General features: G+C 37.2%; 22 protein-coding genes and 1 pseudogene. 12 read left to right on the plus strand and 11 right to left on the minus strand.

Going from position 1 to position 21796, the window contains the following annotated elements:
• Positions 1-8 precede the first annotated feature (8 nt).
• The 6 genes from BLW74_RS17200 to BLW74_RS17225 all read left to right on the plus strand — a co-directional run bounded on the left by BLW74_RS17200 (position 9) and on the right by BLW74_RS17225 (position 3768).
• Entirely contained in the window at positions 9-548 is a 540-nt protein-coding gene (locus BLW74_RS17200) for an NADPH-dependent FMN reductase (protein WP_089694373.1), read from the plus strand.
• Positions 541-1119, plus strand: a complete 579-nt coding sequence (locus BLW74_RS17205) for a TMEM175 family protein (protein ID WP_089694374.1) — start codon at positions 541-543, stop codon at positions 1117-1119. Before BLW74_RS17200 ends, BLW74_RS17205 begins: the two co-directional genes overlap by 8 nt.
• A 1-nt stretch (position 1120) precedes the next feature.
• Complete coding sequence (locus BLW74_RS17210; RefSeq protein WP_089694376.1) at positions 1121-1339, plus strand: (4Fe-4S)-binding protein; 219 nt, start codon at positions 1121-1123, stop codon at positions 1337-1339.
• A complete protein-coding gene (locus tag BLW74_RS17215; RefSeq protein ID WP_089694378.1) occupies positions 1339-1734 on the plus strand; it encodes an OsmC family protein in 396 nt (131 codons plus the stop codon). Before BLW74_RS17210 ends, BLW74_RS17215 begins: the two co-directional genes overlap by 1 nt.
• 1 nt (position 1735) lies before the next feature.
• Complete coding sequence (locus tag BLW74_RS17220; RefSeq protein WP_185116369.1) at positions 1736-2023, plus strand: GNAT family N-acetyltransferase; 288 nt, start codon at positions 1736-1738, stop codon at positions 2021-2023.
• A gap of 185 nt (positions 2024-2208) precedes the next feature.
• Entirely contained in the window at positions 2209-3768 is a 1560-nt protein-coding gene (locus BLW74_RS17225) for a sodium:solute symporter (protein ID WP_089694380.1), read from the plus strand.
• Between the two features lie 73 nt (positions 3769-3841).
• Here BLW74_RS17225 and BLW74_RS17230 read toward each other — a convergent pair whose 3' ends face one another.
• Positions 3842-6079: a reprolysin-like metallopeptidase gene (locus BLW74_RS17230; protein WP_089694382.1), complete on the minus strand. Its 2238-nt coding sequence runs from the start codon at positions 6077-6079 to the stop codon at positions 3842-3844.
• Between the two features lie 336 nt (positions 6080-6415).
• Between BLW74_RS17230 and BLW74_RS17235 the strand changes: the two genes are divergently transcribed.
• The 3 genes from BLW74_RS17235 to BLW74_RS17245 all read left to right on the plus strand — a co-directional run bounded on the left by BLW74_RS17235 (position 6416) and on the right by BLW74_RS17245 (position 8871).
• Positions 6416-6934: a hypothetical protein gene (locus BLW74_RS17235; protein WP_089694730.1), complete on the plus strand. Its 519-nt coding sequence runs from the start codon at positions 6416-6418 to the stop codon at positions 6932-6934.
• Between the two features lie 77 nt (positions 6935-7011).
• Positions 7012-7896 (plus strand): transketolase, encoded by an 885-nt coding sequence (locus BLW74_RS17240; protein ID WP_227413328.1) that lies wholly within the window; start codon positions 7012-7014, stop codon positions 7894-7896.
• Between the two features lie 30 nt (positions 7897-7926).
• On the plus strand, positions 7927-8871 hold the full coding sequence (locus BLW74_RS17245; RefSeq protein ID WP_089694386.1) for a transketolase family protein: 945 nt from the start codon (positions 7927-7929) through the stop codon (positions 8869-8871).
• Positions 8872-9068: 197 nt separating this feature from the next.
• On the opposite strand, the gene BLW74_RS17250 is transcribed toward BLW74_RS17245, so the two are convergent.
• The 7 genes from BLW74_RS17250 to BLW74_RS17275 all read right to left on the minus strand — a co-directional run bounded on the left by BLW74_RS17250 (position 9069) and on the right by BLW74_RS17275 (position 12041).
• The gene (locus tag BLW74_RS17250; RefSeq protein ID WP_228424948.1) at positions 9069-9587 is read right to left on the minus strand and encodes a hypothetical protein; all 519 of its coding nucleotides are present in this window, start codon (positions 9585-9587) and stop codon (positions 9069-9071) included.
• Entirely contained in the window at positions 9565-10044 is a 480-nt protein-coding gene (locus tag BLW74_RS17255; protein ID WP_089694388.1) for a hypothetical protein, read from the minus strand. Before BLW74_RS17255 ends, BLW74_RS17250 begins: the two co-directional genes overlap by 23 nt.
• A 29-nt stretch (positions 10045-10073) precedes the next feature.
• Positions 10074-10610 carry a DMP19 family protein gene (locus BLW74_RS17260; protein WP_089694391.1) on the minus strand — a complete coding sequence of 179 codons (537 nt, stop codon included), beginning with the start codon at positions 10608-10610 and terminating at the stop codon, positions 10074-10076.
• Between the two features lie 37 nt (positions 10611-10647).
• On the minus strand, positions 10648-11181 hold the full coding sequence (locus BLW74_RS17265) for a DUF4303 domain-containing protein (RefSeq protein WP_089694393.1): 534 nt from the start codon (positions 11179-11181) through the stop codon (positions 10648-10650).
• Between the two features lie 98 nt (positions 11182-11279).
• The gene (locus tag BLW74_RS22520; protein WP_167358458.1) at positions 11280-11456 is read right to left on the minus strand and encodes a hypothetical protein; all 177 of its coding nucleotides are present in this window, start codon (positions 11454-11456) and stop codon (positions 11280-11282) included.
• Between the two features lie 30 nt (positions 11457-11486).
• Entirely contained in the window at positions 11487-11702 is a 216-nt protein-coding gene (locus BLW74_RS17270) for a hypothetical protein (protein WP_089694395.1), read from the minus strand.
• 18 nt (positions 11703-11720) lie between these two features.
• Positions 11721-12041 (minus strand): magnetosome magnetite crystal formation protein family, encoded by a 321-nt coding sequence (locus BLW74_RS17275; protein ID WP_089694397.1) that lies wholly within the window; start codon positions 12039-12041, stop codon positions 11721-11723.
• A 239-nt stretch (positions 12042-12280) separates the two neighbouring features.
• On the opposite strand from BLW74_RS17275, the gene BLW74_RS17280 reads away from it, so the two are divergent.
• The 3 genes and pseudogenes from BLW74_RS17280 (at position 12281) to BLW74_RS17295 (ending at position 15863) form a co-directional block, all read left to right on the plus strand.
• Entirely contained in the window at positions 12281-14131 is a 1851-nt protein-coding gene (locus tag BLW74_RS17280; RefSeq protein ID WP_089694399.1) for a helix-turn-helix transcriptional regulator, read from the plus strand.
• 622 nt (positions 14132-14753) lie between these two features.
• Positions 14754-14966: pseudogene (locus BLW74_RS17285) on the plus strand (hypothetical protein); the annotation flags it as partial.
• A gap of 636 nt (positions 14967-15602) precedes the next feature.
• On the plus strand, positions 15603-15863 hold the full coding sequence (locus tag BLW74_RS17295; protein ID WP_089694405.1) for a hypothetical protein: 261 nt from the start codon (positions 15603-15605) through the stop codon (positions 15861-15863).
• Between the two features lie 84 nt (positions 15864-15947).
• Here BLW74_RS17295 and BLW74_RS17300 read toward each other — a convergent pair whose 3' ends face one another.
• The 3 genes from BLW74_RS17300 to BLW74_RS17310 form a co-directional block, all read right to left on the minus strand.
• Positions 15948-16325 carry a hypothetical protein gene (locus BLW74_RS17300; RefSeq protein ID WP_089694407.1) on the minus strand — a complete coding sequence of 126 codons (378 nt, stop codon included), beginning with the start codon at positions 16323-16325 and terminating at the stop codon, positions 15948-15950.
• Positions 16326-16394: 69 nt separating this feature from the next.
• Positions 16395-16865 carry an Lrp/AsnC family transcriptional regulator gene (locus BLW74_RS17305; protein ID WP_034696982.1) on the minus strand — a complete coding sequence of 157 codons (471 nt, stop codon included), beginning with the start codon at positions 16863-16865 and terminating at the stop codon, positions 16395-16397.
• A gap of 134 nt (positions 16866-16999) precedes the next feature.
• Entirely contained in the window at positions 17000-21796 is a 4797-nt protein-coding gene (locus BLW74_RS17310; RefSeq protein ID WP_089694409.1) for a translocation/assembly module TamB domain-containing protein, read from the minus strand.

Consider the following 21796-nt stretch of genomic DNA (forward strand, 5'->3'; position numbering starts at 1 on the left):
AGAGTAACATGAAAATATTAGCATTTGCAGGAAGTACATCTTCCACTTCCATTAACAGAGAACTGGTAAAATTTGTTCTGAAAGACTTTCAGGATCATGAAATTAATCTGATTGACCTCAACGATTTCACCATGCCTGTTTTTTCTGTAGATCTTGAAAAGAAAGGATTTCCGGATGAAGCCCATCAGTTTTTAAAAGCGATTGAGGAGTGTGATGTCATCATCTGCTCTCTTGCGGAGCACAACCGTTCTTACAGTTCAGCTTTTAAAAATGTTTTTGACTGGTCTTCAAGGATCAATGTAAAAGTATTTCAGAACAAGCCCATGTTTCTGATGAGCACCTCGCCCGGCGGATATGGCGGCGGAAATGTGATGAATACGGCAAAAACATTTTTTCCTCAGTTTGCAGCAGATATCAAAGAAACTTTTTCGCTTCCAAAGTTTTATGAGAATTTTGATTTGGAAAGCGGCGTGATCAATCCCGATATGCTGAATGATCTGAAAAGTAAGATCCAGAATTTTAAAAATCAGGTTAAAACGAATGACTAAAGGAAGACTGGAGGCGTTCAGCGATGGTGTCCTTGCTATTATCATCACCATTATGGTACTTGAACTTAAAGTACCGGAGGGAAATAGCTGGACGAGTCTCAAACCTCTCCTTCCTAAGTTCCTGGCTTATATTTTCAGCTTTATTTATGTAGGAATCTACTGGAACAATCACCATCATCTGTTTCAGACGGTAAAGAAAGTGAACGGAAGCATTCTTTGGGCCAATCTTCACCTTCTGTTCTGGCTTTCCCTGATGCCTGTCGCTACGGAATGGATCGGGACAACGAATTTTGCAAAAAATCCTGTTGCGGTGTATGGAATCGGACTTATTATGTCAGCGATCGCTTATACCATTCTGGAGCATGTCATTATCCGGTGCGAAGGAGAAGATTCAAAGCTGAAAGAAGCCATCCATTCGAAATACAAGGAATATATCTCTATTGTATTTTATGTCCTGGGAATCGCTACTTCATTTTTTTATCCTTATATTGCCATAGGTTTTTATTATCTAGTGGCTCTTATATGGCTGATTCCGGACAGAAGAATCGAAAAAACATTAAAAGAAAATTGATATGGAAACACATGAATATCCTAACGGAGACATCACTGTCATCTGGCAGCCTAAGAAATGTATTCATTCTGCCCTATGTGTAAAAACACTTCCCCAAGTCTATAATCCTAAGGAAAGACCCTGGATAAAAGCAGAAAATGCAAGTCCTGAAGAACTTAAAAATCAAATTGACCTATGCCCGTCAGGTGCATTAAGTTATAAATTCAATACAGCAAAATAATGGCGGTAACCGTAAAAGCAAGTTTAGGGAAAACAAAATATTATACAGAAGTAACTGCCGGTGAGAATAAGATCATCACAGATGAACCGGTTGATAAAGGCGGACAGAACAAAGGTCTTAATCCCATGGAGATTCTGGCCACGTCACTGGCAAGCTGTACAGCAGCTACCTTGAGAATGTATATTGAAAGAAAAGAATGGGATGTGGAAAACATCAATGTAGAAGTGGAACTTGAAAATTTCCCGTTAACGAAAAGAGCTGTTTTCAAAAGAGACATCAGCTTCGAAGGTATTTTGGATGATGAGCAGCTAAAAAGGCTGCACACTATTGCAGATGCGTGCCCTGTTCATAAAATATTAACCAACGACATTGAAATATTAACTAAATTCTCATAACATGATCGAAGTAAAACAAAACAACGACGAAAAACACGGAAGTTTTGAAGCTTTCATAGAGGGAAAACGCGCAGGAATGATGACCTATACCTGGGCCGGAGAAGAAAGATTTATTATAGACCACACGGAGGTGGAAGAAGCTTACAACGGAAAAGGGGTAGGCAAGGAAATGCTTCTGGCTGCAGTAGATTTTGCCAGAAAAAATGACAAGAAGATTATTCCCCTCTGCCCTTTTGCCAAGGCAAGTTTCCAGAAAAGTGAGGAACTTCAGGATGTTTTAGTGAATTAAACACTGTAATCTCCCCTTACCATACAAACCTTTCAGAGTGATCTCCGAAAGGTTTTTGTTTTTATAATAAAAACCTGATTTTAAGCAAATTAATAATTACATTCTGTTTTGAAATGAACAGCATTCTAAATTCATGATTCACGACTGATCTTTTTTATATATTTGCTAAAATTTAAAAATCAAGCATGAATCCAGGAACGATCCTTTTGCTATTTGTTTTCGTCTATTTTATCGGCCTTTTGGTTATTTCTTATTTTACCAGCCGGAATTCCGATAATCAGTCTTTTTTTATCGGTAACAAAAAGAGTAAATGGTGGCTCGTTGCATTCGGGATGATTGGTACCAGCTTAAGTGGAGTTACTTTTATTTCCGTTCCGGGCACAGTAGGAAAAATGACCGGCTCTGAATATATATACGGAGGCTTCGAGTATTATATGATGGTGATTGGGTTCTTCATCGGGTATTTCATCGTAGCAGCCATACTATTACCATTATACTACAAAATGAATCTTACCTCTATTTATACGTATCTGGGAAAAAGATTCAATGTAGAAGCACATAAGATAGGCTCTATCTTTTTTATTATTTCAAGGGCAATTGGTGCTACGGCAAGATTATATCTTGTGGTTAATGTTTTGCAGATATTCTTGCTTGAAGGCCTAGGAGTTCCTTTCTGGGTAACCTCTTTAGTCCTTTTACTGATGGTACTTCTGTATACTTTTGAAGGCGGTGTAAAAACCATTGTGATCACCGATACTTTACAGACTTCTTTTATGATCATCAGTCTTGTAGCCTGCATTGTTTATATTTTATCTAACCTGAATTTATCATTCGGGGAAGCCTATACCATTCTGGAACAGAAAAATTATACCCACTTTATCAATTTTGATCCCAACTCCAAAACCTTTTTCCTGAAAACCATTCTGGGCGGGATTTTTATTACGATTGCCATGACGGGACTGGATCAGGAGATGATGCAGAAAAACATCTCTGTGGATAACCTTAAGAATTCAAAAAAGAATATGCTGACTTTTGCGGGAACACTTCTTATCGTAAACCTGGCATTTTTATTCCTTGGAGGATTATTATATCTGTTCGCAATACAGCACGGCGCAGAATACGGAACTTTAAAATCTGAAACGGTAACGAACATCTTCGGGTTCAAAGATGCAGCGGGCAATATAAAAAATGTAATGGGTGACGATCTTTTCCCTGCATTATCACTTCAGGGATATTTCCCGATGGCTATTTCCGTAATTTTCATCATCGGACTGATCTCTGCGTTATTTCCATCTGCTGATGGTGCCTTAACGGCTGTAACAAGCTCATATTGCGTAGATCTGCTAAACCTTAACGAAGATAAATCCAAAACTGAAAAAGAGAAAAAAAGACTTCGCATGAAAGTACATTTGACTTTCACGGTGGTTTTCTTCATTCTGATCATGGTTTTTAAAGCACTGAATGACAAATCTATCGTTTATCTGATCATGGAAATTGCAGGATATACTTATGGACCGCTATTAGGACTGTTTGCTTTTGGAATTTTCACTAAGTTTCAGATATCAAGAAAGTATTCCATTCTTGCGGTGACTCTTTTAGCGCCTGTCTTCACCTATGTAATTAATCTGGCTGTTACCACGTATACAGATTACAGAATTGGTGTAGAACTGATTGTCCTGAACGGCTTGCTTACCTTCATTGGTTTGTGGCTGGTAAAAAATAAACAGCATTTACGAGTAGTTTAATGCTTAATACAAACTATAAAAAAAAGGCTGTCCTCTACTGAAGACAGCCTTTTTTATTGGGACCGAAAGTAAATTATTCTTTAATCCACTTAATTGTTTTCTCTAAGTTTTTAGATTTAACCTTGATCAGATAATCACCTTTAACCAGTTGAGAAAGGTCAAAAGTACCTGTTTTATCATGATTCAGTTTATTGCCAGCCTGAGTGAATACTAATTTCCCGCTTACATCGTACACTGTGATATCGTATACTTCATTTGAGCCGGTAAATTTAATATTCAGAAGTCCTTTACTTGGATTAGGATATACTACAAATACATCTTTGTTTACCGAAGCTTCATTCACGCCCAAAGTTTGGGTAATGGTAAAGTTAATTGGGTTGATGTTATAGAATACATTCGTTTCTGCTGCCACCATAATTCTGGCCTGTGTAGTAGTAACGTTTGGAATCGTAACTGTCTCGGAACCATCATTAGGAGTGGAAGCCAGGATCAGCGTTGGATATGTAAGACCTCCATCTGTTGAAAGGTAAATATTAACCGTAGCAGCATTCACCGGAAATGCTGTTGTATTGGCAACATTCCATGTAATGGTTTGGGTAGAATTCCCTGCCCAGTTTACCGCTGTAGCAGGTGCTGTTACTGTAAACGGACCTGAATTTCCGTCAACAGTAATAATAGCATCATCGTTTGCTACTCCTGCGCAGCCCGCGTTATTATCTCTTACAGTCAGTCTGAATTCCATTGTTCTGGCATAAGATGGTAAAATTTCCCCTTTGGATACGGTGTTATTGATCACATCTGTAATTTTCGGGAAATACCTGTAAGGAACTGTTACCGGCATAAATGATCTGAATATAGCAGCATTTCCTGTAGGTACATTCCAGTCACCTGCCGGGCCTACATCATTCTGCTCCCAGCAGTATGTAAGTGGATTATTGTCTATATCTGAAGCAGATCCTTCCAATCTGAATGGTGTACTCTTGGGTATGGTATAATCACCTCCTGCATTTACAGTAGGCGCAAAATTGTTAGAAGGAATTGTCACCTGACATGTGGTAGACTGAACTTTTGTTGTAATAGACTGATACGATTTGGTATGGAAAATAGCAATACTATTATTGGCTAAATTGTTGGTAGTACCGCAAATTCCAGCGTAAGCCATGATGGTAATTCCGCTTCCCGGCTCTACGGCGTTGGCAGCACTGCGGTTACCCCCACCGCAGTTTACGGTGGTTGCATTAAAAGTATGTGGCCCTCCAAACTGATGCCCTACTTCATGCGCTACATAATCAATATCGTAAGGATCTCCCACTGGGTTGGGAGAACCTGTAATTCCTCTTCCTTTATTGCTATTGTTACAGATAACACCTAATCCGGCTAATCCGCCGCCACCGGTACTGAAGGTATGCCCGATGTCATAATTGGCATTTCCAATCAACAAATCGATCTGTGTCTGGCTTTCGCTGATTAATGTATTGGCATTATTATTTCCGTTGAACGGATCAGTAGCCGCATTGGTAAACACCACATTGGCTTCGTTATCCACTAATATCAGTCTTGAAGCTACTTCCTGTTCATATACTCCATTTACTCTGTTTACAGAAGTTACAATGGCTGAAAGGGTCTGTGCAACGGTAGGTGTAGCTGTACCTGTTGCAGCTACGGCATATTCTCCTGTACAGGCAACTGCCAGTCTGAAAACTCTAATTTGAGTTCCTACGCTTGGAGCTGTGGTTTTCTGAACGTTTTTTTTTCCCAGGACAGTATCATCTTCATCTTTCATTAAGCATGATCTTGGATTTTTATCAATTAAATCACTTTTCCTGTAAATGATATAATTATTGATGTCCTGTTTTGCATAAGGATCGATATACGTATCACCAGCCACTACAGATTTGATCTGAGCATGAAAGCCCAGTTCTGTAAAATCAAGTTTTACAGTTGCGTATTTATCATCAATTCCCTGTCCTGTAAAAGTAAGGATCTGCGGAAACTGGCTGGCCAGCCCTGGAGCCATCACGGAGGATTTCCAGATTCTGAACTTTGCTTTCGTACCGTCCGGCATAGGAAGAACAATAACCGGAGCGTGATCTTTACGGTCACTGTCTTTCAGTTCAGGAACGGAATTAAAATAGCTTTTCATTCCAGCTACATCCAGTGTGTAGGTCATTGACTTTTCCGGCTGTACGGTTCTGTTTTTAGGATCTGCTTTGATAGACCTTTCACTGATTACCGTAAAAAAGTCCTGGGCTTTCCCGTAGGAAATGGATAGTACAAATATCCCCAAATAAAATAATTGTTTAATTTTCATATATAATGGTATGTGATTTTTATTAATTTAATTAATATAGCCAAAAAATAAAAAATAATTAGTTAAAGATTAATAATTCAAATACAATAGAATTATAAAAATAGTTAAATTAATTCAATTATGATATATGAAATTTTAAAAAATCCATGTCTGCTTACTAAAAATACAACAATCAAGCTACCACACAGCTTTTGCCAGACACCTAATTTTTTTATTTTTTCTGTTTATTTAAATGACTGGTTTTATAGACTTTTGTATTTTAATTATCTTTGGTACGAATACTTTATTTTTCCCTATAAAAATTCATCAGAATTATTAACAGAAATTGTAAAAACCATGAAAAAACTTATCTCAATTCTTGCATTCGTATTAACTTTTGGATGCATCAGCGCTCAGGAAAATTTCGAAGTGTCAACTTTAAGAATAGGACCTTTTAAAGTTTTTATGCCGAAGGCTGAAGCAGAAAAAATAGCAGGAACGAAACTCCTAAACGCTAATGGAGAGAAGAAAAATAATATAAAATACAATGGAGAAACCATTCAGATAGATCTTTTTGACAATTATATCAATGAAGCCAACCCGAGTGTTCCTTCCATTACGTATATGACAACATCAAGTAAAAAATTTAAGACTAAAAGCGGAATTGGTGTGGGAAGTACAAGAGATGACCTGATCAATGCTTACAGGAATTATGCTAACTTCAGTGTACGCCCGGACTGGGATTCCAATGGCAAACCCATTAAAGATTCAGGTTATTTTAATCTTGAAGACAGCCAGGCCGGCACGCTGTTAAGTTTTAAATTTGTTAATAATATTGTGACTGAAATCTCCGTTTATCTTAATGAAGGCTGTTAAGAGCGGAAAAAACATTCAATTCAGCCAAATCCGGGTTTTGAGATCTGGATTTTAGCATTTCCATAAGCCGGTAAAAAATTGTAAATTCGCATACAAATAAATCAGATATAATGAGTAAAAGTATTGAAGAGTTAAAAACTCTTACTACGCAGATCAGAAGAGACATTTTAAGAATGGTTCACGCTGTAAATTCAGGGCACCCTGGTGGCAGCTTAGGTTGTACAGAGTTCTTCACAGCCCTTTACGGAAAGGTAATGAACTATAAACTTCCTTTCACCATGGAAGGCAAAAATGAGGATCATTTTTATCTATCAAACGGACATATTTCTCCGGTATTCTACTCTACTTTAGCAAGATTTGGCTTCTTCCCTGTAGAAGAGCTGAGTACTTTCAGAAAATTAGATTCAAGATTACAGGGACACCCAACGACTCACGAAGGTCTTCCGGGGATCAGAATTGCTTCAGGTTCTCTTGGACAGGGGCTTTCTGTAGCGCTTGGAGTGGCTCAGGGTAAAAAATTAGATGGTGATCAGTCTCTTGTTTACTCTCTTCACGGAGATGGTGAGCTTCAGGAAGGTCAGATCTGGGAGGCATTGATGTATGCTTCCGCTAAAAAGGTAGATAATATCATTTCTACTATTGATTACAACGGACGTCAGATTGACGGAGATACAGATGATGTATTAAGCTTAGGAAATCTTCATGCAAAATTAGAAGCTTTCGGGTGGATTGTTCTGGAAGAAAAGAACGGTAATGATCTTGAAGCTGTAATTGCTATTCTTGAGAAAGCAAAAACAGAAACCGGAAAAGGAAAACCTGTAGCCATCCTTCTTCATACAGAAATGGGTTATGGTGTGGATTATATGATGGGATCTCACGCTTGGCATGGTAAAGCTCCTAATGATGAGCAGTTAGACACAGCATTCAAGCAATTGTACCTGGAAGCTCCAGCTGATTACTAATATCTTAATATCTCGATTAATACAATAAAAATGAAATATACATATACAGAAAAAAAGGACACTCGTTCAGGATTCGGAGCAGGATTAGCTGAGCTGGCTGACAAAAACCCCAATGTTGTTGCACTTTGCGCAGACCTTATCGGTTCTTTGAAAATGGAGAAATTCATTGAGAAAGCTCCTGAAAGATTCTTCCAGATCGGTATTGCAGAAGCCAACATGATGGGAATTGCTGCCGGTCTCAGCATTACAGGAAAAATTCCTTTTACAGGAACTTTTGCCAACTTCTCTACTTCAAGAGTATATGATCAGATTCGTCAGTCTATCGCTTATTCTAACAAAAATGTAAAAATCTGTGCATCTCACGCAGGTCTTACTTTAGGAGAAGACGGGGCTACCCACCAGGTTCTTGAAGACATCGGTATGATGAAAATGCTTCCGGGAATGACGGTGATCAATACTTGTGACTACAACCAGACAAAAGCTGCTACATTAGCCATTGCAGATTTCGAAGGCCCTGTATATTTAAGATTCGGAAGACCTGTAGTACCTGTATTCATTCCGGAAGATATGCCTTTCGAAATCGGAAAAGGAATTATGCTTCAGGAAGGTACTGATGTAACAATTGTGGCAACCGGACACCTGGTATGGGAGTCTCTTGTAGCTGCAGATGAACTTGAGAAAGAAGGTATTTCTTGTGAGGTAATCAACATTCACACGATCAAGCCCCTTGATGAAGAGATCATTTTAAAATCTGTTGAAAAAACGGGTAAGATTGTAACGGCTGAAGAGCACAACTATCTTGGCGGTTTAGGAGAATCTGTTGCAGGTATGCTTGCAAGAAGAAGGCCTACAAAACAGGAGTTTGTGGCAGTGCATGATACTTTCGGAGAGTCTGCAACGCCTGCCGAACTTATGAAGAAATACAAAATTGATTCTGCTGCAGTAAAAGAAGCTGTAAAGAGAATTTTAGCTTAATATAAGCTTATTACACAGATAAAACTCGGCGGTTTCTTCGAAACCGCCGAGTTTTTTTTGACAGATCTGTGAAGACCTGTTTTTTGTGATGCATCAACCACCCCGTTAAAAATTCTTTAGATTTTTGCCCCCCTTCCAAAAGAGGGGAATGGTTATACCTCAGTTCATCATGGTATTAGTTTTTACCCTTCTTATTCTTAGTTTTCGTCCTGCTTCAGTGGAATTCCTACAGCAATGAGAACAGGGCATAAAATTTCTTTAATGTACTCATCTTCTTTTCTTTCAGAAGCTTTTGAGCCTGAAAAATAATTGCTGATCCTGTAGTTTTTCACAAACTGATTTCTCTTTTTCCCGATTGAATAATAATGTCCTCCTCTTTCATCATTCACAAAATAAGTCATCTCATCAAAATGCATCAGTTTTCTGGAGAAATAAAGCTTTCTGTATATGCACTTCTCGGATTTATCAAAAATAAATTTCACGGGAATCATGAAAAACAGATCAAACAGAAAATAGATCATATAGACGGTCCACAATCCTATTGCTATTTTAAACTGGTCTCCGGACATTTTATCTCTGAAATAATAGATGATGGCAGGCAGCGCTAAAACTCCCAATGCCAGCCACCACACTAAAGTCCGCAGGAAACTGTAATTCGGCATAAAGCTTATTTCACTTCCGTTTTCCTCAAACTTATAGCGGTCTCTGATGTTCATTTCCGGGAGTATTGATGTTCATAATATCCTCTGTTTCATTGACCATTTTCTGTATTCCTTTTTGGGTAAGCGCCTGTCCTACCGTCAGCTGCTTTTCCTTTCCATCTACTTCAAAATACATAGACAGCATTACATTGGTCGTGATAAAGCCCAGATATTTTGTGGCTAAAACATGGAAATTTCTGAAGTTTTCAAGAGGATATGTTCTTGCCGGAACAAAAACAGAGTGTTTTCCGGTGATCGTTTTCCGGTCCATATCAATGATCAGTTTCTTATTAAAGAAGTTGAGAACAATAAGTGCTACAACAGCGATAAGGACATAGCTTAAAGCTCTGACGCTATTAAAGAGCAGTCCTGCAACGACCAGAAAAATAATGCAGAGCACGGTTACAAATACCGGCTGATTTCTAAAAATGTACTGGTTTCCTTCCTGTTTGTAAAATTGGTAGTTATTCATAATGTAAGTGATTTGTTTAGTGGTTCATTTTATCTCTCAATTTTCTTTCCCATCCATTGTTCAAGTTTTGAAAACATTTCGTCGATTGGCAAAACCAAAAGGTCAGGATGATTCTTAAGCCATTGAGCGTGAAGCTCTGTCGGATTTTCTTCCAGCAGATAAAATGAGTCGTTATTCAGAGTATCTCTTGTATTGTTGGGCCCGAAATATTCGTTTTCCAAAAAGTGTTTAAGCTCATCTTCTTTCAGGTTTTCCACTTTTGAAGACTGCTCTAAAAACAATTCAAGATGTTTCTGTGCATTGATTTTTTTTAATCCTTCTATGATAATGCTGTTTAACTCTGCCGACCACCCTGAATTCCATACAAACTGGGAAAAATTTCCGTTTTTATATTGGCTGACATAGTAATCCATGTAATAGCTGATGACTGAATCTTCAAACATATTTTGCTGTTCCATTCCTTCCTCATGTAAAAGATTCACAACAGAAATATTGGAGTTTATAATATCGTATGGATCATTACTTTTATAAGAGGCTTCTGAGACAATTATTTTATCTGGCTTCATATATATATTTAAAGTGTTTTTTTAGTTCCCCATTCTTTTAATTGTCCCAGTTAGCCATCCAGTCCAGATATTCACCTTTATATTCATTATCATTAAGTCTGATGATAAGATCCTGCAGGTCTTTTTTCTCAAACTCATCATCTGAAACCGTAAAAATCAGGAATATCTCCTTTCCTGTGATATTCGTAAAAAAGTTTTCATTTTTAAGTTTCTCCAAAACTTCAATACAGGTGGAATACAACTTTGCCTGAAAACCTTCAAACCATTGATCATCGTCATCATGTTTATAAAGTTCTGTTCTCAATTGAGCACAGATTTCATTAAAATCTTCATCGGCGCCTTCCATTTCGTAGGTCCATTCTGCCGGTTCATATTTATAATAAAGAGCGTCATCTTCATCTGCATTTTCCATCGCTTTCATGGTATTGGCTGCAGGGCATACCGTCATTGCACCTTCATCACTGTACAGAGCAAAACTGTAGATCTCTTCTGCTCCATGTTTTTCATACACTTCTAAAAAAGCTTTCTTAGCAGCGTTTTCAATCTGCTGTTTCAAAATTTCAAAATCCATACTTCTTTTCTTTTTTAAAATGGGCGGTAAAAATACCTTTATCCTGTCAAATCAGCACCTTGTATTTTTATATAGGCTGTTCAATTTCGTGATTATGGCTACCTGTTTTTATTATATAAGATCAATCCGGGAAGTAAAACAGCTGCTCCAAGAAGTATAGGAGGCAGTTCTCCGTATTTAAATAACCAGGAAGTTTCTCTGGATGGTCCTATTTTAATGATCACTACCAGGAAGAAACCTATCAATATCAAAATAATTCCAATTGTTTTTTTCATAGCTTTAAGTTTAATTATTAATAAATCATTCTACAAAATTGTTATAACTTTTGGAGGAATAAAAGAAACAATGGTAAGTAACAATGAAAAGATGAGCAAAACAATCCCTGTTTTCAGATAACTGGTATTGATGATCAGAAATACAGAAATACAAACCCAGGCTACCACTATAATATGCTGAAATGCCATATACTGCTTCACCTGATATCCTGAACCTTCTTTTTTTAAATGTTTAAAATCATTCATATTCGGAAATTTCAGATACTATCCGATAAAAGAGAATTTGTCTTCAAACATTTTTCCGATTATTGGTAAAGGTTTTTCCACATCATTAGCCGCGTTGATGATTCCGATTATCATCAGTATCAAAGGAATAAACCCAACTATCCCAAGCATTCCGATTTTAGTAACCAGCATCAGAACGTTGAGAATGATAGAGAGCACAATCGAAAAAATAATCAATCCTAAAGACTGCTTCAGGTGATATTTTAAAAGACTGTTTGATTTTTCTTTCCCGATAACGAAGGAAATCAACCATCCTAAAAGGGTAATGTAAGAAACAATAGATAATGTTTTGTTGTCCATAACTGTAAAAATTTTAAATGAATATTCTTTGATTTTCTCTGGTTCAAAGTTGCATCAGAAAAATATTGCAACGTTTACTTCAGCAACTACAAAACACCTTCAACTCAAAATACCAATGACTACAAAACGTCTACAAAAAGAAACAACAAGTTAATTAACAACAACTTACACCTGGATCCAGTTTTCATTTTTTTATATTGGCAATTGACGGGTGTCTACAATTTTTGTACTTTCACCTTATGAAATTAAAGTACTTACTTATTTACTGTATACTTTTTATCTGCACCTTATCTCCTGCCCAGAATACATTAATTGATGGACTTAAAAACCAATTGAGCGGAGATGATATTTCAACCGCAGAAAAATTCAGAATTTACAATGAGCTTACAGAATATTACAGGGTAAGTGATCAGTATCCTACAGCTGAAAAATATGTTCAGCAGCAGCTGGAACTTGCCAGGAAGGAGAAAAATGCCGCTGAAGAAGTAAAAGCTCTTGCTCAAAAAGGAATCATTAAGCTGAATCAGTCCGAATACGATCAAGTACCTCCTATCATCGATGCTGCCAATACGATCGTTCAAAAAAGCAATGATAAAATAGCTTTATTATACGCCAGCTATCTGAATATTTATTACAGCAATGCTTTAGGAAACCCGGAAAGCACGATTAAACTCGTTCAGAAGACACTTCCGCTTGTTGAAAAACAACCTTCTGAAATAATGCTGAACGCCAAGCTTAATTATCTTCTTTACGGAATTTATACGGAATGGAACGATGCCGAAAATGCTACCAAATATGCTAAAAAAGCCATTGAACTGGCTGAAAAATCAGGTAATAAAAATCTGCTGAGCTCTGCGTATTCTGCCCTTGCAATATGTTATTCTTTCCGATACGAAAAAACAGAAGACCTGAAGGATCTGAAACCGGTAATAGAAATGTGTAAGAAGGCAATCGCTTTATACCATCAGTTTCCAGGACATGTTTCGGCGCATGTTCATGCTATGGCATTACTGAATCTCACCAATTATTACCTGAGCTATCCTGAAATGACTCCGGAAATTCGTTCCGAAATTCAAACTAATGCCAACGAGATCCTGAATCTTACCCAATACACAACTCTTAATCAGGGTATGCAGGCTGGTGCGCTTGGGGTTCTGAGCAATCTTGCTTCACGGGATCATAATGATGCTTTAGCGGAACAATATCTTCTGAAGGCAGAACAGATCCTTCTTACTCAAAAGCCGGTATATTACCATGTGATGATCAATGTGGTGAAAAATCTTGCCGAGCTTTATGCGCAACAAAAAAAATATCAGAAAGCATTTGAATATGAATCAAAGGTGGCAGAATACAGCCATATCCTCTTTGATGAAGGGCAGGCTGAAACCGCCAAAAGACTGGAAGCCCAGTATCAGTCACAGAAAAAAGAATCTGAGCTTAAAGCACTTACTGAAAAAACAGCAAGCCTGAAAAAAGAAAAGCTTTTATACATCGGTTTAGGAATTATCGGACTAATCGGTGCATTTTTCATGTTCCTTTCCTACCATTTTAAGCTGCGCTATTCTATTGAGAGAGAAAACAAGCTTGATACAGAAAAACACGAAGCAGAAATGCAGATTAAACTTCAGGAAGAAGAAAAGGCCAGATTAAAGGCTGAGCAGGAACTTCTTACACTTCAGCAGCAAAAACTTCAAAGTGAGGTTCTGGCCAGCCATCTTCATATTCAGCATAAGAATAAAGTACTTCAGCAGCTTCAGACCCAGCTTTCTGATACGGATATCAATATTCATCAGGTTGTAAAGGGAGAAAACCGTGTGGATAATGATTTTGAAAAGATCAGATTCACTATTCAGGAACTGCATCCGGATTTCTTTAAGAATATTAATGAAAGAGCCAGGCAGAAGCTTACTGCCCTGGATTTAAAATATTGTGCCTATATGTATCTCGGTATGGATACCAAGCAGATTGCCAATCTTCTCAATGTAGAACCTAAAAGTGTGAGAATGACCAAATACCGTCTGAAAAAGAAATTCGGTCTGGACGAAAATACGGCTCTGGAAATATTTTTCCAGCGTATATTTTCTGAATAGAAAGTAAACTTAATGTTGCGGTTTCAGAATTCGTAATTCGATTTGAGTACTGTGTTGAAAAGCTTCATTTTTTTCATCTATTATATTTATCAGGAACAAAACGTATATGAAATTGATTTTTATTTACGGGAAACCGTAAGAATTTAAACATTTTTTGATAAAAAATAAACCGTACTTCATACAAAATTATCGGAAATATCAATTATATCATTATTTAATAATATAAATAATTGGTTATAAATTTCAATTTCATTTTTTTGTACAATAGAATATATTGTCGTACAACATCTCATTATAACGGGTAGTTTTCTTTAAATAACAGGATTTAATTTATACTTTTTTAAATTTCGAATATTTCACCCCAACCGTACCTCTTTCGGGATTACCATTTGTTTTTGTACACAGCTAAATAGCAAATTATTTACACATCTGATCCCTTCAAGATGACCTAAATAGTCATAGTTTTATCCCATCAACGTTGATGAAAAACATTCTTCATGTTTGAACGGCAAGTGTACAGTGCAGTACAAACAGGTTGAATTATCCCGCCCAGGCCAGGGCATTTATGACACAAATGAATTACATAAAACAACAAAAATGATCAACATGGAAAAAATTAAATGGAATGAAGAGAGATTTCTCTTCTTTGGAAAATAAAAAGCAAAATGATTTAAAGTCAATATCCGGAGGTAGTGGCAGCTCCTATTCAATAAAATGTAACGTATTAAATTCCGAAGGACGTACAGATACTGATTATTATAATGATGATGGATCTTATAAATCCACAGGATGGCTATTTGCAGGTCCTGCTCAAGCCAGCAATGATATAAATTAAAAACTGGAGAGAAAATTCTCTCCTTTTTTAAAACTTAAAAAATAAACTATGAAAGCTTTGAATTGTAAGTTATATGTACTTTTCCTAATAATTGCCTGCACATTTTTAAAGGCACAGAACAATAGCTTTATCTACGAATTAAATTATAAACCTAATTCCGATAGTTTAAAAACTGAAAAAATTCTTTTTTATTTAGATATTAAAGGTAACGAATCTACATTTCGGTCTGATAAATTTCGACAATCTGATTCTTTAAGAGCTCTTTCTTACGAATATCATGAGCCCAGTACCATTAAAAATCTTTTTATAGAGCTGAAAGAAATAAGTATCCTCAACACGATACAACTTCAGTAGAAAACTTAGGAATCAAACATTTGGTTATTTCCACTTACCGTAAAAGGATTTTATAGAGATTGATGAAATTTTTAAAACCTCTGTCTTATCCGGTATACAAATATTTTCTCCTTTTCATACGGAAGTGGATCTGTCTTTTATACAGGTTATTCAGCAGAATACAGTCAGAATTTACAGTCTCATTTTCTATAATTGTTCCCATCTCCTTTCAATGCTAAAAATGAATTTAGATTTTCATTAGAGTTTTTTTAAAATGAGCTGAAACTATCTGCCTGCGGAAAAGTGGAACTGAAATACTTCAATACGAACATCACTAAAGTATTGGAAGCCATCAACCACAATTCCTGCCTGTATAAAAAGATAGGTATTGACAAAAATGGTAATATTAAAAATTGCCCCTTAATGAAGGAAAACTTTGGAAATATTGATAAAACCCGCTCAAAACCTTTGAAGTTCGGCTATAATCCTTATATAGAAGAATGGAAGGATTGGTCAAAAAATCCTTTAAAGAAAAAAAAATTCAATTCGCTGGAATCCAAATAGTGTTTTTTACTCTTTTTATTATTCGAAAACCGCTTTTAAATAAAATTTAAAAGCGGTTTGTTATTGTCTAATAGCTGATTATGTTTACTTAAAGAACTTCCATTTCGGGATAATGGCAAGCATTCCGAATCCTGTAAACAGGAAAAGATTGGTTACATCCGTATACAAAAAGGTAGACAGGTAATAGTTGTGCATAAAGAAGTGCAGCACCAGTAAAGCGGGAAACATGAAGATCCCTGCTTTTCTGTAGAAGAACATCAGCACCAATCCAATCATCATCAGGATGTCAATTGAAAAAATAACGTAAAAATACCATCTCGGAATCTGAAGATATTCATGCTGCAGATATTCATCCACGTCTATTCCCAGCCCCATTATGGTAAATAACATTAAGGCTGCAAAGGCCAGTACAAAACCCCATCCTTTTTTCGGATCTTCGTCAAAATAGCTGTATTCTTCCATACGTGCAAAAATAAAGAACTTATGAGAGATTTCATAAGTTCTTTTATAATTATTCGTTTAAAATTTGACTTATACAGAGATAGCGTTGATCAGTCTGTTTTTGTCACTTAAGAATTCCTCCATAGAAATCATACTTTCAGTTCTCATTACGTCCTGAATGTCGTCTATCTGGTAAATAATTCTTTTAGCATCATCAGTATTCTTAGCTCTTACTTTACAGAAAATATTATATTTTCCGGAAATAACACTAGCTTCGATTACGTTAGGAAGCGTTGACAATTCTTTCAATACTTCCTGAGTACGGTTAGATTTTGTCAATAGGATACCTATGAAAGCAGTGAAGTGATAATCAAGCTTACCATAATCGATATTAAGAGATGATCCCAAAATAATACCTGCATCTTCCATCTTTTTCACTCTTACGTGAATTGTTCCAGCAGAAACATCCATCTGCTTTGCAATTTCTGTAAAAGGCATTCTTGTGTTTTCTACTAAGAAATCAAGAATCTTCTTGTCTATTTCGTCCAGTTGATAGTTCATATTAGTTAAATTACAATTTCTTTAAAAAATCTATGTATTTTTTGCAAATTTACGAAAAATAATTTAACTAAAAAATATATATCAAATATTAACAATAATTAACACAGATGATAAAAATCATTAAAATATTCTAATTATTTACCATTCGATTTTATAGAATCTGTTTTTATTTCACCTTTTGCGTCTGAAGCTTTTTTATCTTTTTTCTTCTTTTTAAACAAAGAATTGAAGCTTTTACTCCACACTACCCCTCCTCCATAAGCCTGATTAGCAGAACCGTTTGTACTCACCATACCCATCCCGATATTGGTAGGTTTAGAATATCCGCGTATGATTAAACTTCCGTCATTCTTTTTAGAAAGGTCATATTCTACAGATCCTTCTCCGGAAAGGTAGTTATTCTGCGTATTATCTGTTTTTGACAGAGGAATTCCCAATCCGGTTTTAATATTAACCCTTGGAGAAATCGCGACACTTACACCTGCATTGGCTCTATCCCCCACTGTGGAGTTCTGATCTCCTTTTACATAATTAAGGTCAATCTGAAACTCATTACTCATGGTATTGAGAACAGATCCCAACTGCTTAAGAAGTATATTATATCCCTGCGATTCTGCAACGTTCCCTACATTTACTTCTACTCCACCACTATTGGATACATTAAATGTGCTCAGCAAAAGTACAGAACCGAACTGGAGTACTTTCTCTCCTTCCTGGCTCATTTTAGCAGCCAGCGTTTCTCTGACCTGACTGGAAACATCCATAGCGGTTACATTCAGGTCTATCTGAGGATCTACCAAAGATTGAGTAATATGAGCCTGCAGTAAAACACTGATTGGCTGTAATTTTCCCATGCTCAGATATTCTCCAACATTGGCCACCATCCTTACGTAATTGGCATTGATGTCCAGAGCAGGTTTCATTGCATCTCCATCCCATCTGATGCTGCTGTTCTTTTCAATCTGGAAGGTTTTATTCAGAATTGCCTTAGAAACAAATGTTCCGTTATCTACTTTATAGGTACCGCTCATGGCAATATTTCCCTGTCTGCTCATGTGAAACCTCAACGGATCTGCAGACCCTTTTACGGTAATATTTCCTACATCATCTCCCACGAGAACGTTTACAGTAGTACCTTTATCTACAGCGAGATTAAAGTCGATGTTCATATTAGCTCCTGTCTTCTTCTTTTCTTCAAGCGTAATCAAACCGTCTTTTCCTTCTTTCAGGAACCTCAGCATCTTAAATTCTTCAACATTGGAAGTGGAACTTGAGTTGAAAGTAAAGGTACTTCCGTTAAGTGCCTTCATATTGGGAGTAGTGATGCTTAATCCTGAAACCGGTCCATCCACATAGAGGTCGCCCTGTCCATACACTCTGCCCCAGAAAAGGTCAAAATCTTTCTGAGTCGTATTCAGCATCAGAAGATTGTCTGCTCTCATTACGAGCGATACCCCCATTGAAGAAAGGGTTTCAAACTGGATAGCCCCGGAAATATTTCCTTTGGAATTGGTTCTTCCATCGTGCACTTCAATATTATTGAGGATAGCAAGGCCTTTGGTCAGCTGAATTACCGTATCGTCAAATGAATAATCTACTCCGGTGAATAAAAGTTTCAGTCCAAAATCTTTCAGGGCAATATCACCGTTATAATCCAGATTATTAAGCTTTCCGTTGATTTTAAGATCTCCCGTAGCTTTTCCGCGAAGGTTTCCGAAAATAGTCTGTACAAACTGCTGTGTAAACGCCAGATCAAAATCACGCATTTCTGCTGTAAGATCAATGATTGGAGAAGAAGTATTATTATTAACCGTCCCTGTCAGATTAAGGGTATTATTCCCCAAAACTCCGGCAGAATGCACTTTAACATCAATATCATACACATTCAGCGAGAAACCATTGGTAGCAGAAATGGAGATATCTCCCATATCATTTCCATTCATTTTAATGGCATCAATATTAAGATCTACCAGTGGCTGCAGCGTACTTTTATCCATTTTGATCTTGACACTTCCGTTGGCCAGACCTTTTATATCCATGGTATTTCCTCCGGACTGCATTTCAAGCAGCTTTTCAATTGCAAAATCATTGATATCCGCGTCTACATAAAAATCTTTTGCTGACTTAAACTGCGCCTCTTTAATAAACAATGCACTTTTATCGGAATACACTCTCAGGTTTCTGATATCAAAGTCTCCTGTTCCCTTCCTGTACGTGATGGAATGATTCAATTCCGGGCTGGTATCTATAGCCCATGTTACTTCATTGAATTTTACTTCCGTAGGTTCAAACTTAAATACAAAATCGCCGGCTGCATCGGTAGTCTGATCTACGTTGATTGCATATTCTTTTAGCTTTTCATTCAATTCATCATCAGGACTTCCATGCTTAAATGTAGTGGCCAAATGGAGTGTATTTCCATTCTCATTATTTCCTTTAAGCTCAAAATCCTTAATAACGTTTTTATTATAGAGAACCCTGTTGATCCTTGCATACAATTGCTGGTTAAGATCGGCTGTGTTTATTCTTACTTTAACGCTATCCACCATTGCACTGTCTCTGCTGTTATGCCTGCGGTCATTAATTTTATAATCAGGATTGGAAGACGCCAGCGCTTTATCAGCTTCTGTAATCTCTTCCTCTTTTGTCATTATATATTTCAGAGACGCGGCATCCAGATTCAGGATCAGGTTATTGGAATCTCCGTTGTATTCTCCTTCTACCACAGCTCCCTGAGGTAGTCTCAGATCAGGCAGGAAATAATTAACCAGTCCCTGCTGAACATCAAACTTCAGGGCAAAATTCTGTCCGCGGTATAATTTTCTAGGTGGCGGCCCTACCAGAATTCTTCCTACTCCGTTTTCTACCATTCCGGCAAGATCTGCCAGACTGTATCTTCCTGATATTTTACCGGTAGCCGCACCCGGAGCATCTACATCAATCACGCGCCCTCCTGCTTCTATAAATGTTTTTAGCTTGGCACTCGGAATGGTATATTTTTGAGTTGCCGTAGCAAAATTCAGGTTATTGGCATTTACATCCAACGTAAGATCATTGATGGAGGACATGGCCATTTTCCCTTCAACCTGACCACTTACCACCTGACTTCCGGGCTTATTGGTAAAATAGTTCATATTCAGGTAACTCACATCTGCATTGATATCCATCGACACTCTGGATGTACTGAAATCTATTAACCCTTTAATAGTAGCTTTTGCCTGCTCATCATTTACAGTAATCAGACCGTTATATTTTTTATGATCCAATAATCCGTCAAGGTACAGATTATTGATCGTTTTATCCATTATTTCAACACTTGCAATCTGAGATTTTGTGGTCAGCCGCATGGTATTCACATCAAAGCTCTGCCCGTTGAGATCGAATTTACCGGAAATCAGGCCTACTGTTTTGTTTTTTGTAATGACCGAGGTATTCAGGTCTTTCACGTCAAGATAACCGGAATATTTCGGCATTGCAGTGCTATAGCCGGTGAGTGTAAGTTTGGAGATTTTAGCCTGTCCTATTCCTGTAATCAGGTTTCCATTGTCTACGTATATCTGATCGGGATTTACTTTTGCTGTTCCGTTATATTTCAGCTTTCCAAAGTCGTCAGCAAAATTCTTCATCTTTTTGGAGATAAAGGAAGGCATCATCGCTTTTAGATCTTTGTAGGTAAAATCTGTGGAAAGGTCTTTTGATTCAATAGAAAAATGTCCTTTCAATAAATTGTCGACCTTCATAGTTTTGGTGGCAATATTCACGTCAGGATTTCTGATCAGGAAATTTTCCAGATGGAATTTGTTCAGAGGCCCCGTCATTGTTCCTGCAAGGTTAAAAGGCTTGATATTATCCCAGTTTGTTACAAAATAGCTGATGTCATAGCCGCTTAGCTGGCTTCCCTGCTGGATATTCATGTCCCAGCGCACTTTATCTGCAAAATCTGCCCACGAACCGTCATGAAGATTAAATTTGATATCTCCCTGAAGCAAAGTATGATCTGTATTGAGGGTAAGGTCTTTTAATGACAAAAACTGCTTCGTGAGAGACAGTTCTGTTGAAAAGGTATCCACAAAATGAGATTTCCCCCACCTTGAAGTTACAAATGACATATTGTTAATCAATGCCGAAACATTCGGACCATTGACTTTTACATTAGGTGCTTTTAAGTTGAATTTTGTTGCTGTTAACCATTTTCCCTGTTCTCCGGGAGAATTATTATTAACGATGGAAACTTTAGAATCAATAATCTGAATTCTGGAATTCAGCTGAAAAGGAGGTTTGCTAGGGTCTCTTTTTTTACCGTTGTCAAAGAGCTCTACAAATCTTACAAAATTTGAGATGCTGTCTCCTTTGTAGGTAATTACTTTTATATCGGCATTAACAAGTGTAAGAGCATTAAAGCTTAAAGAATTGCTGCTACCCGAAATAGCATTTACGGCCAGAGATATCCAGTCTGAATCTGCACGGAATTCCCGGGCTGTGATAAAATTAAAGCCTTTGTAATCTTTAACCTTCAATCCTTTTATGGTTACATCACCAAAATAGTTTACGTCTACACTTTCCGTGGAAAAATCTGATTTAAAATCGTTATTAACAAGTTTTAATGCCTGATCTGCGGCCCACTGTTTGGTTACAGGAAGGTTGATGGCAATAAGAATCCCTCCTACAAGAACAATCCCCAGCCAAAAGAGAATCAGGAGAAGTTTTGCCCACCAGGTATAGCTGGTAACATCCTTCACAGCCTGTTTCCCAAACTCTCCGGCTGTTTCCACAGGATGGTGTAGGGCATCCGAAGCCAGCTCCGATGCCTCTTTTACTGTTTCCCGTACCTTTCCCTCTACATTTTCAACAGTTTTCTGTACCTGATCCCCAAGGTTTTCAGCTACTGATTTTTTATTCTCATTCTCGTTATTATTCTCTAACTTTGCCAT

This window comes from Chryseobacterium culicis, assembly GCF_900108365.1.
In the GTDB taxonomy this organism is placed as follows: Bacteria; Bacteroidota; Bacteroidia; order Flavobacteriales; family Weeksellaceae; genus Chryseobacterium; species Chryseobacterium culicis.